Origin of the sequence: Planococcus notacanthi, from assembly GCF_030407825.1 — a bacterium.
In the GTDB taxonomy this organism is placed as follows: Bacteria; Bacillota; Bacilli; order Bacillales_A; family Planococcaceae; genus Planococcus; species Planococcus notacanthi.
Genome location: NZ_JASDCQ010000003.1, coordinates 1 through 13,009, shown reverse-complemented (window position 1 = coordinate 13,009; position 13,009 = coordinate 1). Strand labels below are relative to the sequence as shown.

Annotated in this window: 11 protein-coding genes, 7 tRNA genes and 1 rRNA gene; 1 reads left to right on the top strand and 18 read right to left on the bottom strand. The window is 47.9% G+C overall.

Translation table 11 applies throughout. The features are described from left to right. Positions 1 to 42 precede the first annotated feature (42 nt). From QMA01_RS11225 to QMA01_RS11180, 10 genes are all read right to left on the bottom strand, one after another. Positions 43 to 858, bottom strand: a complete 816-nt coding sequence (locus QMA01_RS11225; RefSeq protein ID WP_191715113.1) for an STAS domain-containing protein — start codon at positions 856 to 858, stop codon at positions 43 to 45. A gap of 219 nt (positions 859 to 1,077) precedes the next feature. Beyond that, a complete protein-coding gene (gene glmS / locus QMA01_RS11220; protein WP_290215006.1) occupies positions 1,078 to 2,880 on the bottom strand; it encodes a glutamine--fructose-6-phosphate transaminase (isomerizing) in 1,803 nt (600 codons plus the stop codon). Between the two features lie 793 nt (positions 2,881 to 3,673). Next, the gene (glmM, locus tag QMA01_RS11215; RefSeq protein WP_191715111.1) at positions 3,674 to 5,023 is read right to left on the bottom strand and encodes a phosphoglucosamine mutase; all 1,350 of its coding nucleotides are present in this window, start codon (positions 5,021 to 5,023) and stop codon (positions 3,674 to 3,676) included. Positions 5,024 to 5,102: 79 nt separating this feature from the next. Beyond that, the gene (locus QMA01_RS11210) at positions 5,103 to 6,089 is read right to left on the bottom strand and encodes a CdaR family protein (protein WP_290215005.1); all 987 of its coding nucleotides are present in this window, start codon (positions 6,087 to 6,089) and stop codon (positions 5,103 to 5,105) included. Further along, positions 6,082 to 6,918 (bottom strand): diadenylate cyclase CdaA, encoded by an 837-nt coding sequence (gene cdaA, locus QMA01_RS11205; RefSeq protein WP_203340731.1) that lies wholly within the window; start codon positions 6,916 to 6,918, stop codon positions 6,082 to 6,084. The genes QMA01_RS11210 and cdaA overlap by 8 nt, the downstream gene beginning before the upstream one ends. 101 nt (positions 6,919 to 7,019) lie before the next feature. Then, a complete protein-coding gene (locus tag QMA01_RS11200; RefSeq protein ID WP_290215004.1) occupies positions 7,020 to 7,655 on the bottom strand; it encodes an anti-sigma factor family protein in 636 nt (211 codons plus the stop codon). Between the two features lie 12 nt (positions 7,656 to 7,667). Continuing rightward, positions 7,668 to 8,231: an RNA polymerase sigma factor SigW gene (gene sigW, locus QMA01_RS11195; protein WP_191715107.1), complete on the bottom strand. Its 564-nt coding sequence runs from the start codon at positions 8,229 to 8,231 to the stop codon at positions 7,668 to 7,670. Between the two features lie 193 nt (positions 8,232 to 8,424). Next, on the bottom strand, positions 8,425 to 9,333 hold the full coding sequence (rocF, locus tag QMA01_RS11190) for an arginase (protein WP_290215003.1): 909 nt from the start codon (positions 9,331 to 9,333) through the stop codon (positions 8,425 to 8,427). 70 nt (positions 9,334 to 9,403) lie between these two features. Then, entirely contained in the window at positions 9,404 to 9,967 is a 564-nt protein-coding gene (locus QMA01_RS11185; protein ID WP_191715105.1) for a GNAT family N-acetyltransferase, read from the bottom strand. A gap of 15 nt (positions 9,968 to 9,982) precedes the next feature. Further along, the gene (locus QMA01_RS11180) at positions 9,983 to 10,864 is read right to left on the bottom strand and encodes a LysR family transcriptional regulator (RefSeq protein ID WP_290215002.1); all 882 of its coding nucleotides are present in this window, start codon (positions 10,862 to 10,864) and stop codon (positions 9,983 to 9,985) included. A gap of 104 nt (positions 10,865 to 10,968) precedes the next feature. Here QMA01_RS11180 and QMA01_RS11175 point away from each other — a divergent pair, with 104 nt between their 5' ends. After that, on the top strand, positions 10,969 to 12,048 hold the full coding sequence (locus QMA01_RS11175; protein WP_290215001.1) for a citrate synthase/methylcitrate synthase: 1,080 nt from the start codon (positions 10,969 to 10,971) through the stop codon (positions 12,046 to 12,048). Positions 12,049 to 12,118: 70 nt separating this feature from the next. Here QMA01_RS11175 and QMA01_RS11170 read toward each other — a convergent pair. The 8 genes from QMA01_RS11170 to rrf form a co-directional block, all read right to left on the bottom strand. After that, positions 12,119 to 12,191: transfer RNA gene (locus QMA01_RS11170), tRNA-Ala, on the bottom strand. Positions 12,192 to 12,221: 30 nt separating this feature from the next. Beyond that, positions 12,222 to 12,294: transfer RNA gene (locus QMA01_RS11165), tRNA-Lys, on the bottom strand. Between the two features lie 10 nt (positions 12,295 to 12,304). Continuing rightward, positions 12,305 to 12,379 (bottom strand) — tRNA-Gln (locus QMA01_RS11160). A 16-nt stretch (positions 12,380 to 12,395) separates the two neighbouring features. Continuing rightward, positions 12,396 to 12,479: transfer RNA gene (locus QMA01_RS11155), tRNA-Tyr, on the bottom strand. Between the two features lie 20 nt (positions 12,480 to 12,499). Further along, positions 12,500 to 12,575, bottom strand: a tRNA-Val gene (locus QMA01_RS11150). A 4-nt stretch (positions 12,576 to 12,579) separates the two neighbouring features. Next, a tRNA-Glu gene (locus QMA01_RS11145) sits at positions 12,580 to 12,654 on the bottom strand. Between the two features lie 51 nt (positions 12,655 to 12,705). After that, positions 12,706 to 12,778, bottom strand: a tRNA-Thr gene (locus QMA01_RS11140). A gap of 43 nt (positions 12,779 to 12,821) precedes the next feature. Beyond that, positions 12,822 to 12,937: ribosomal RNA gene (gene rrf, locus QMA01_RS11135) — 5S ribosomal RNA — on the bottom strand. Positions 12,938 to 13,009: the final 72 nt, after the last annotated feature.

Genomic DNA, 13,009 nt, shown 5'->3' with positions numbered 1-13,009 from the left:
CATCCCACCGGATAAACGGGGGATGCGCCTTGTCCAATTCAGTTATTTAACACTTTCCAGCGCCTGCTTGACTGTTGCATAGGCGTCCGTATCCAGCATATCGATTCCGCTATGGACGATGGTCTGGACAAGGTCCGGACGCAATCCCGCAATGATGACATGGATCCCCATCAACTGCAGCGTACTGCCGATTTGCTGAAGTGATTGTGCAATTTGGTCATCGATGGTCAAGACGCCCGAAAAGTCCGTAATGACGTGTTGGACATTCTTCTCCGCAATTCTTGGAATGACATTGTCCATAATATGAGCAATCCGGTAGCTGTCCATCACACCGATCAGCGGCAACACCACTACATCTTCAAGAACCGGAACGATGGGCGCAGACAAATTAAGCAGTTCCATCTGGGTTTCCGCCTGATAGCGTTCAGAAAGCCGCTCAAAAGCATAGAAGGTTTCATTTAAACTAACATCCAAGATAGCATTGATGTCTCTGGTTGCCTTGGCATTTTCCACGACCGTCAATCCGAACTTCAGGCTAAGCCGCGTGAAGAGCTCTGAAAAGACCTGCCGTGTCGCCGGATAACGAACGACGATTTCTGAGATCTTGCCTCCCGAAGCCACCTGCATTTCGGCATTCTTTTTGCTCCACTCGATCAACGATTCTGGAACTTCAAAACGGTCTTCTCGAAGGAATTTACCAAAGAATCCAAGCAGCTCCACGTACATCTGGGTAGCCTGTTCTTTTTCCCACTCAGGAATGTCCAGCTTCATCTCCTGGACAACTGATTCAACCACTTCCGCTGATAAAGTTTCAGCGTTTTCACTTATGTATTGGGAAAAGTCATTTAACGACGACATCTATTTCACACCTTTTTCTTTATGTTGAACTAATTATACCATTTGGCAGGGTTTGGGTTAGAAAATACAAGGCTATTCTTTGTAAATTCTTTGTCCATTTATAAAAAGCAGTATATTGAAATCATGTTCCCAACTCCAAAGAAAAAGGAGCTTCAGGCAAATAGCAAAACACCCCTTCAATTTTGAAGGGGTGCTGCCATGTTTAATACAAAACCTTACTTATTCAACTGTAACTGATTTCGCCAGGTTACGTGGCTTATCCACGTCGCAATCGCGGTGAAGCGCTGCGTAATAGCTGATCAATTGCATCGGGATAACCGATACAAGCGGTGACAACAATTCGTTGACTTTCGGAAGAACCAGGCTGTCGCCTTCTTCCTGCAAGCCTTCCATTGAAATGATGCATGTGTGGGCACCGCGTGCCGCTACTTCTTTGACGTTTCCGCGGATGTTCAAGTTAACCGCTTCTTGTGTCGCAAGCGCGATAACCGGTGTGCCTTCTTCAATCAAAGCGATCGTTCCGTGCTTCAACTCGCCTCCGGCAAAGCCTTCAGCCTGGATGTATGAAATCTCTTTCAATTTCAATGAACCTTCAAGTCCAACGAAATAATCCATAACGCGTCCGATAAAGAAGCAATTGCGTGTTGTAGACAAGTAGTCTGCAGCAATCTGTTCCATTTCTTCTTTCGAATCCACTTGTGCCTGAATGGCATTCGCAACGATTCCCAGTTCCTGAACCAGATCAAAGCCGATGTCGATGCCGCGTGCTTCTGCTGTTACTGCACCCAAAATAGACAATACTGCCAATTGTGCTGTGTAAGCCTTCGTAGAAGCTACTGCAATTTCAGGGCCTGCATACAACAATAAAGTATGGTCAGACTCGCGTGACAACGTAGAGCCTGCAACGTTTGTGATGGTCAATGAAGCATGGCCCATCTCTTTGATTTTCACCAATACTTGGCGGCTGTCCGCTGTTTCCCCTGATTGGGAGATAAAGATGAACAATGGTTTTTCCGACAGCAATGGCATGTTGTAGCCAAATTCACTTGAAACATGCACTTCAACCGGAATTCCCGCCAGTTTTTCGATGTATTCTTTGCCGATCAATCCTGCATGGTAGCTTGTTCCAGCCGCAATAATGTGGATGCGGTCTGCAGCTTGCATCGCTTCCAGAATTTCCGGTTGGATAGTCAATTTGCCGTTTTCGTCCTGGTAAGCTTGAACAATTTTACGGACAACTGCCGGCTGCTCGTCAATTTCTTTCAGCATATAATGCGGGTATGTCCCTTTTTCGATATCGCTCATGTCGATTTCAGCAGTGAAAGGCAGGCGGCTTACCGTTTCGCCTTCCAACGTCAAAATTTCCACGCTGTCTTTGCGGACGATGACGATTTCCTTATCCATCAATTCAACAAACTGGTCTGTCAATTGAAGCATAGCCATTGCATCGGATGCGATGACATTGAAGTCTTCGCCAAGTCCTACTAGCAATGGGCTTTTGTTTTTCGCTACAAAAATCGTTTGCTCTTCTTCTGCATCCAATAATGCGATCGCATACGAACCCTTCAGTAAGGTCAAAGCTTTGCTGAAAGCTTCCTGTGTCGTTTGGCCTTCTTCCACAAATTTACCGATCAACTGAACGATGATTTCTGTATCTGTATCCGACTCCATTTCCACTCCTGCCAAATAATCGCGTTGGATGTGGTGGTAGTTTTCAATTACGCCGTTATGGACGATCGTGAAACGGTCCGATGTATTCTGATGCGGGTGAGCATTGGCGCGGTTCGGCTTGCCGTGTGTTGCCCAGCGTGTATGGCCGATTCCTGTCGTACCCATGACTTCTTCTTCAACAACGCCGCGTAAATCTGCAATGCGTCCTTTTTCTTTAAAGACTGTTACGCCGTTGCCGTTGCGGACAGCAATTCCTGCTGAATCGTAACCGCGGTATTCCAAGCGCTCCAAGCCTTTCAATAAAATTTCCTTTGAATCATTTTCTCCGATATACCCAACAATTCCACACATAGTCTAATTCCTCCGTTTTTCTAAAATCCAAATAAAGTGTTTGCTAAGTTTTCAAACACTTCTGCTTGAGCCCATCCATCTTGTTGTCCAATCGATCGCTCGACTGTTTTAAGAGTGGACATAACGACCGGGCTTCACGGCCGGAAGGTATCCGCCGAAATCTCGATACTCCTTCTCCTCGTCTACTGAAGATGACTGGTCCGTCCGATTTCTTCAGTACAGGCGCTGTAATTGTTTTCCTCGCACTACTCTCTTTCCCCCTTTTGGTGCGGTCGTAAACCGACTCTACCATCATACAGGCTCCACACAATCCCGTCAATAAAAGCAGATAGTTATTTAGGTCTAATTCAGTATTCTTTTCCGTTAAATGGTTCTTTTTCCTTTTAAGATATCTTTATATATTAATATCCAATCTATATGGGTAAACTGATTTTCCGACCATATAAGTTAAACTAAAGAAATAGCATTTTATCTACCTCTTTGCTTCTAAGAGAAAACTCTGAAGATATGGAGCAAAACAGCGAAGACTCCTGCGGCATAGCGAGACGACCGATACACCGCAGCGAGCGCAGCGGACGAGGAGGATTGGGCGCGAGCCCGCTGGAAAGCGTAGCTGTTTTGTGGAATATCGACTACTACAAATCATTAGTTCAACTTATATAGCTTCTATTCTATTTCTATTATTCTGCAAACCGATCTTCTTTCCAGTGGGATAGCGTCCGCCTGAAGCAATTTCTCAACATAAAAAAAGACCGCAAGCAAGGATGCTCACGGTCTCTCCAAATGCATTCGATTAGTTTAAGCCCATTTCGCTGCGCACAACTTCTGCGATGCGTTCCACGTAGTTTTCACAGTCTTCTGCAGAAGCTGCTTCCACCATGACGCGCACCAATGGTTCTGTACCGGATGGACGCACCAGCACACGGCCATTGCCGGCCATCTCGCTTTCAACTTCGGCAATAACAGCTGCCACTTTGGCATTGTCTGTCACCGCATGTTTATCCGTCACTCGAATATTAACAAGTTTTTGCGGATAGATGGTCATTTCAGAAGCCAGCTCCGACAATTTCTTGCCGGTGATTTTCATGATATTGACAAGCTGAAGGCCCGTCAACAAGCCATCGCCTGTTGTGTTGTAATCAAGGAAAATGATGTGGCCTGATTGTTCGCCGCCCAGGTTGTAATCATTGTTCTTCATTTCTTCCACTACGTAACGGTCACCGACAGCTGTCTTGTTGCTCTTCATGCCGTGAGTTTCCAAAGCTTTGTAGAAGCCCATGTTGCTCATGACCGTCGAAACTACAGTGCCTTTTTTCAAGCGGCCTTCTGAGTGAAGATGTTTGGCGCAAATATACATGATCTGATCGCCATCGACAATATTGCCTTTTTCGTCCACTGCAATCAAGCGGTCGCCATCGCCATCAAAAGCAAGCCCAATGTCTGCGCCTTTCGCAAGAACCAATTCCGCCAATTTCTCTGGATGTGTAGAACCGACGCCTGCGTTGATGTTCAAACCATTCGGTGAAGCTCCCATTGATGTAATGTCTGCATCCAGGTCCGCGAATACATGCGTTGCCAGTGTAGAAGTCGCTCCATGCGCACAATCAAGTGCCACGTGGATGCCGTCGAATTCTTCATCGACTGTCTGTTTCAAGTACTGAAGGTACTTCTGGCCGCCTTCGAAATAATCCGTAATGCTGCCAAGGTCGCCTCCAGTCGGACGCGGCAATAGATCTTCTTCGCTATCAAGCAATGCTTCAATTTCGGCTTCCTGTGCATCGGACAATTTAAAGCCGTCTGAGCCGAAGAATTTGATGCCGTTGTCTTCCACCGGGTTATGTGAAGCGGAAATCATGACACCCGCTTCAGCACTCATGACACGCGTCAAATACGAGACGCCTGGTGTACTGATGACGCCGAGGCGCATCACTTCAGCTCCTACAGAAAGAAGTCCGGCAGCAAGTGCGCCTTCCAGCATTTCACCTGAAATCCGTGTATCGCGGCCAATCAGCACTTTCGGCTTGTCTTTCGCACTTTTCGTTAAAATGTATCCGCCAATTCGTCCTAATTTAAAAGCCAATTCAGGTGTCAGCTCGCTATTGGCGACTCCCCGCACTCCATCTGTACCAAAATATTTTCCCATTCTACTTTTCGCTCCTTCAATCATGTAACTCTGATTTTTTAGTTAAACTTTCGCTTTTTTTATTTTAAACTTTATGCTTTCAATTGCCGGAAGCTCCGGAACCTTCCGGAAGCAATGCATCTTCATCGATCACGGTTTCCGCCTTCACCGAGACTTGCCCTGGCGAAACGCCGGAAGTTCCAGATGGAATCGCCAGTTCTACTTCTAATGTGGCATCTTCAGCCGTCACGTCTGCCGCATCGACTTCGATCACGTATTCGGCGATTTCATCCACCACCGTTTTCGGGCCAAAAATCCGGACTTCTTCGGTGGCTGTATTCCAATCGTTGATGGTGATGCCAGGACGGGCTTCCCCGGTAGGCTCGAGCCTCACAGGCACCAGTTTGCTGTATTCGACCACATCGACGTCCACTTCAACTTCCTGCGGTTCGATCTCGGCACTTTCGAGCTTCGTCAAATCCTCTGCCAAAACACGGACACGCGCTGCAGTCGTAAAGGACTCCTTCACTCCCTGTTCACCGGAAACCGTCGCTTTCACAAAGCTGATGGCGTCGATCATGCTTTTCGGACCTGTGACTGTGACCGTTTCAGGTTTAACAGTTACGTTTTCCAGGATAAAACCTTCCGCCAGCATCCGCTCATTCACTTCCGGATCGATGCGGAATTCCTGCGATACCCGCTCTTCGATGACGACATTGACGAACGCCGGATCAACCCGGATATTTAATTGTTCAGACAGGTTTTCCGTTTGGATTGGGACCTGATGCTCTCCCACGGGCAGATTGCGCAGATCCACAAACAAAGTGAAGTCCTCCAATTGCCGCGCTGTCTGAACAATACTGACGGGGCCGTTCAAATGCAGGTCTGCTGTTTTCGGTACACCGCTGACCATCAGACTGTTATCATGGTATACCTCAAGTTCCACATCTTCAATCACTTCCGAAACGCGGCTGGTATCCGTCGTCCCGGTGTTACTGTCTTCCGCCTGTACCGAGAAGAATAATAGAAAGGCTAACAGCAGCGCCGTAATCCGTAAAAACCAGCGATTGTCCATCATCTTATCCATTCTTTTTCCCCCTCAAATTCCACCAGGCCGGAGCGACTTCCTGCTGTTCTGCACCAAACCAGATCCGGCGCAGCTTTACTTCGAAGTCTTCAAGTGACAAATTGCGGTGCAAATCGCCATTCGCTGTTAAACTGATGGCGCCTGTTTCTTCCGATACGACAATGGTGATCGCGTCGGTCACTTCACTGATGCCAAGAGCCGCACGGTGGCGGGTTCCCAACTCTTTTGAAATGAACGGACTTTCAGACAACGGCAAGTAACAAGCCGCTGCAGCAATCCGGTTTTTTTGGACAATTACCGCTCCATCGTGCAGCGGTGTATTGGGAATGAACAAATTGATCATCAGTTCAGACGTGATATCCGAGTTCATCGGAATGCCCGTCTCAATGTATTCGCTCAAACCGGTCTCGCGCTCGATTGATATCAACGCCCCAATTCGCCGTTTCGCCATATAGCTGACGGATTTGGACATCGCTTCGATCAACCGGTTGCGTTCGGACTCCTCATTCAAGGTACTGCTGGAGAATAGCTTGCCCCGTCCGAGCTGTTCAAGTGCACGGCGCAGTTCCGGTTGGAAAATGATGATGATGGCCAGGAACCCCCATTCGAGAACCTGCTGCATAATCCAGCCGAGCGTTTCCAGGTTGAGTGCTTGTGTTACGAGGCGCGCAATGATAATGACAAAGATCCCTTTCAACAATTGAACGGCTTTCGTTCCTTTGATGACAGTGATCAATTTATAAATAACGAACCAAACTAATAAAATATCTATAATATTTCCTAGAAGTTCGAGTGGTGTTTGGTCTGTTAAATTTTCCAAAAAAGGCATCTGCAACCCTCGCTTTTCTACATCTGCATATGCATTCAGTATATCATAAGTGAATTGGGCTTGCCTTCATAGAAAAAACCCATCCTTTAGGAGGATGGGTTCTACTCTTCTGTTTGGGTGCCGTTTGTATCAAAAATAGCGGCTGCATCCTTGAAGCCGTTTTTGATGGTATACCACAGCCATTCGAAAGCTTTATCGATTTCCTCGATTTCACCGGTAATGACACCACTTGAAGCCATGTACTGGCCGTTCACGATGGTGACATTCCCTTCAAGCTCGCCTTCCACACGCAAATCGCCATTGCGCACAGTCAGGTCGCCGACTACTTTCTCGCCTTCCGGAACGACCACCGTCTGTCCCTCAACCACCAGATTCGGCTGCTTGGTAAAAGCAAACTGCTGGTCGTCGTTGAAGTTCGTGAACAGCGCGGCACTCATCAGCACACAGAACAATGCGGCAGCTGCCAGCATCGGATGTCTTCTGAACCAACGCTGGACACCCGCCCGCTGTTTTTCTTTCGGCAGCCGCGCCATTGTCTTTTGGACAAAGTCGGCTGGTGCTTGTATATGTGATGCACTTTGGACAAATGCAATGGTTTTGCTTAATTCCTGGTACAGCTTTCTGCAGTCGCTGCAACTCTCCAGGTGTTCTCTCAGTTGTCGTTCATCGTTTTGACTGATGTCCCCATCCAGGTAATCGTCCATTAGATGAAGCACATTTTCCGGACACGCATTCATCGTGCTCGCCTCCTACAAATTGCTCAATTGCTTGCGAAGAGCTTCTCTTCCTCGGTGTATACGCGTCTTTACCGTACCCAACGGCAAATCAAGGATTTCACTGATTTCCGCCAGCGGCAATTCTTCAATATACTTTAATACAATAGCGGCACGGTACTTATCTGGCAAGCGACTTATCTCGTACTGTACCCGCTCCTGTACTTCCATCCGCATTAATTCTTCTTCCGGAAGCTCGTCATCATTGGCAATTTTCGAATACATGTTCAAGCCTTCCGTCCCGCGCACTTCAGCATCCAAATGGTAATCCGGCTTTTTCTTGCGGATCCGGTCGATGCACAGATTGGTGGCGATGCGGTACAGCCATGTCGAAAATTTCCGATTCTGGTCAAACGTGTGGATATTTACATAAGCCCGCATAAAAGCTTCCTGCGCAATATCTTCCGCTTCCTGCTTGTTGCCAAGCATCCGGTAGCAGATCTGATACAGCTGGTTTTGGTAAAGCTCCACGATTTCGGCGAATGCGTTCTGATCGCCTTTTAATACTTTAGCTATTCGTTTATTGACTAACGCATCCATGATCTCATTTCCCTCCGCCTATGCGGCTGTACTTTATATACGTCCGTTGTCTCTAAAGGTTTCAATTATTTTTTCCTTATTCTATCGTATCAGACAATACCCAAATAAATCCAACCAATTTTGTGACGTTTTTGATAAGTGAAAAGTTTCCTGTTTAACGGCATAAAAAAAACAGGCTTTCGCCTGTCTTGGATTACAGTAATTTTTCACCGAATAAAGAGCCGATCAATGCGACAGCTACATCAGCTGTGCGGTTTTTCTCATCCAGAATCGGATTGACTTCCACAAATTCAGCAGAAGTGATGATATCTGCATCAAACAGCATTTCCATCGCCAAATGGCTTTCACGGTAACTGATGCCCCCCGGAACCGGTGTCCCGACGCCTGGTGTGTACATCGGGTCGATGCCATCCAGATCCAGCGACAAATGGACGGCGTCCGTTTTGCGCTCTTCCTTCAAATAACGGATGGAATCTTCGATAACCGCATTCATGCCCATTTTATCGATTTCGTGCATGCTGTAAACACGGATGCCATGCTCTTTAATCAATTGGCGCTCACCGGGATCCACTGAACGGGCTCCGATGATGACGATATTTTCAGGTTTCACTTTTGGTGAATAGCCACGGATGTTCGTCAGCTTTTCGTGGCCATGCCCAAAGCTGGCAGCAAGCGGCATGCCGTGGATGTTGCCGGATGGTGACGTGTCGCTGGTGTTCATGTCTGCGTGTGCATCATACCAGATGACGCCCAGGTTTTCGTGGCGCTCTGAAATTCCGGAAAGCGTGCCGATGGCAATGCTGTGGTCGCCGCCCAGCACCAACGGGAAATTGCCCGCTTCTGCCACTTCAAATACTTTATCTCCAAGCGCTTCAGTCGCTTCAGTGATCACTTTCAAGTTGCGTAAATTTGTTGATGTATCAACGCTGCCGTCTGCCTGGCCGATTTGGATGTCCCCTTCATCCGTTACGCGATGGCCCAATTCTTCAATGCGTTCTACGACACCCGCATAACGGATAGCGCTTGGTCCCATGTCGACACCACGGCGATTTTGACCGTGGTCCATTGGAACGCCGATAATAGCTATATTTAATTTATTCATTATTTTATACCCCCTTAGCAAGATAGATTCATTGTAACCGCTAAGGTCTCCATGGCTCAACTGTACAAAATCATGTATATTTATTCACTTTTTTTGCTAAGTCTTTTTTTACTTTCGGCCATTCTTTATCGATAATTGAATAAACCACGGCATTTCTTGGCTTGCCGGTTGAACGGATGCGTTCATTGCGCATGACGCCTTCTTTTACAGCACCGATGCGTTCAATCGCTTTCTGCGACCGGATATTTTCGGCATCCGTTTTGAATTGCACACGGATCATGCCGCGTTCTTCAAAGCAATAACTGAGCAATGCCCGTTTGACTGCTGTATTGACATGCGTCCGCTGCGCCGATTGTGCATAAAAAGTGGCACCGATTTCGCAGCTTTTATGGGTTTCATCAATTGCATATATGCGTGTGGTGCCGATGATTTCATCCGTCAGTGGATTTTCCACCGCAAATATCAACACATTTGACTGGTTCAATCCGGCTTCCAGCCACGTCACCATGTCTTCAAAAACCTCGACTTTATTGAGCATATATTCGAAGATCTTCGGCGTATACAAAGCCCATAGTGCTTCAAAATCCTCTCTTTTCAACAACCGCAAACGAATGCCATCCGATTCTATAATCATGCCGATTTCCCCCTATTAAATAAAATACACTGATTGGATCCGCTGCAGAAAATCCTGCTCAAGCTCTCCCATTTTTTTTGTTAAAAAGTAAGTCGATGCTACCGGCAATGGGAACAAGTCAAAATGGGCTTCCATTAGTCGTCCTTCCACCAGTTCCCGCCGGACCATCGATTTCGGCAAAAAGGAAACACCCAACCCTTCCTGAATAAAACGTTTGGCAATGTGAGCCTGTGTCACTTTCATTGTCCGGAGGCCCGGGACATGAAGCCTCAGCTGCCCCAATAGCTCTTCCCAAAACAACGGATGATGGTGAGAAAACAGCACCGTGGTCCGAAGCGCCTTCTCGACGGAAATTGCCGGCCCTGTCTCATCGTCATAAGCGTCCCGCGGCAGGATGAACAACAACGGATCGTCATAAACCACATGCTGAGCGATACTGCGCCCGTGAGGCGGCAAAGCAGAGATGCCTGCGGATACTTCTCCCTCTTCCACCAAAGCTTCAATCTGTTCGGATTCCTCCACGTGGATCACCAATTCCACTTGGGGATGCTCAGCTGTGAATGACTTCAGCACATAAGGCAAAATCGTTTCCGCCATCAAAGGGGAAATGGCCAAAATCCACTTTTTTCGATAGCCCTGCGCAAATGAATGAAGTTCTTCGACACTGTCGTCCAGCTGTTCCAGCACTTTGCTGGCCCGTTCTTTAAAATGCCGGCCTTCTTCGGTCAATGACACCCGGTTATTGCTGCGTATAAAGAGAAGCAGCCCTAAACTTTCCTCTAATAAACGGATATGGACAGTAACACTGGGCTGTGACATCATCAGCCGCTCCGATGTCATTCTGAAATTCAATGTTTCCGCTGCGTCCACGAAGGTTCTCAACCACTGGACTTCCATGACATCCCCCATTTCAATTAATAATTTTAATTATTCTAATTATATATCTTTAATTTTTTTTATCAATCCACGGGGGTAAACTAAAAGAAAAGGAGGAATTTCTCATGTTCCAAAAAGGGTTGAAAGGAATTGTAGCGGTTCAGACAGCTATTGCTTCTGTAGATGGAGACAAAGGAGAGTTGCGGTATCGCGGCCAACTGGTGGAAGAAGTGATTAAAAATCGCTCGTTTGAAGAAACCGCCTATTATCTATGGTACGGGGAATGGCCGGATGCCGAATCGCTGAAACAGCTGCAGCAGCAAATGATTGGCTACCGGAAGCTCCCTGCACATATCATCGCGATTGCCCAGGCTTTGCCAAAAGAAACACCTTTGATGGACGCCATGCGCACTTTGTCCTCGGCCTATACGCATGCGGCTTTCACCGCTTTGCCTTCCCGGGAACAAGCCGTTGCACTTACTGCTGCCTTGCCGGTCATGACTGCTTGTTTTTACCGATTTCAAAATGGACAGGACCCTGCAGCACCGCGTGACGACTTGGGGCATACCGCCAATTACTTGTGGATGATCAACGGCCAAGAGCCGACCAGTGCCCAAACCGAAGCCCTGGAAACGTACCTGAAGCTGACCATGGAGCACGGCATGAATGCCTCGACATTTGCAGCACGCGTCACCATCTCCACCGAATCCGATCTTGTCTCTGCAGTCACTTCGGCACTCGGTGCTATGAAAGGCCCGCTTCACGGCGGTGCACCATCCGGCGTAATCGATCTGCTGGATGAAATAGAAACCGAAGACCGCATCGATGCAGTCATCGCAGACAAACTCGACCGCGGCGAGAAAATCATGGGCTTTGGCCACCGGGTTTACCGGACCGAAGATCCCCGTTCCGTGATCCTCCGGAAAAAATGCCAGGAACTGCAAGGCGAAGACGCCTGGCTGGATTTAGCCGTTGCGGCTGAAACCCGCATCATTGAACAATTGAACCAACGTAAACCAGGACGCGCCCTCTACACCAATGTCGAATTTTACGCAGCCGCCATCATGCGGTCAATTGCCATGCCGACGCAGCTGTTCACTCCGACATTCAGCGTTGCCCGCATTGTCGGCTGGACCGCACATGCCTTGGAACAGCAGCAGGACAACGTCATTTTCCGCCCACAATCCGAATACGTCGGAAACTAAAAAAAACCCGTATCCAAGTTAATGGATACGGGTTTTTTACACATGGATAGTACAAATACACATGGAACAATGGAGCCTAGGGGGCTCGAACCCCTGACCTCGTCACTGCCAGCGACGCGCTCTCCCAGCTGAGCTAAGGCCCCGCGCTGAACAGGCGCAAGGAAGTTAAAAAATGAGCCATGAAGGATTCGAACCTTCGACCCTCTGATTAAAAGTCAGATGCTCTACCAGCTGAGCTAATGGCTCATAGTAAAAATGGCTGGGGTACCTGGATTCGAACCAGGGCATGACGGGATCAAAACCCGTTGCCTTACCGCTTGGCTATACCCCAATAACTAAAAGAAAACTGGTGGTGGGGGGCAGATTCGAACTGCCGAACCCGAAGGAGCGGATTTACAGTCCGCCGCGTTTAGCCACTTCGCTACCCCACCGTATGCTGTTTCGAAAAAAATGGTGGAGGATGACGGGATCGAACCGCCGACCCTCTGCTTGTAAGGCAGATGCTCTCCCAGCTGAGCTAATCCTCCAAAATGGTGACCCCTACGGGATTCGAACCCGTGTTACCGCCGTGAAAGGGCGGTGTCTTAACCGCTTGACCAAGGGGCCTTGATTAAAAACTGTTTAGCTTTCTGCAAAGAAACTCTTAAAAAGAACAAAAGCTTCCAACCGGATTCGAACCGGTGACCTCTTCCTTACCATGGAAGCACTCTACCTGCTGAGCTATGGAAGCAAGGTAAAAGAATCATTCAGGTACAAAAAGTAAACATAGAATAGCCCAGCGACGTCCTACTCTCACAGGGGGAGACCCCCAACTACCATCGGCGCAAAAGAGCTTAACTGCCGTGTTCGGGATGGGAACGGGTGTGGCCTCTTTGCCATCATCACTGGACTATTTGGTTGAGCTTGTTCGCTCAAAACTGGATACACGACACCGGAACTATGCAAGGTTCCGTACATTGTT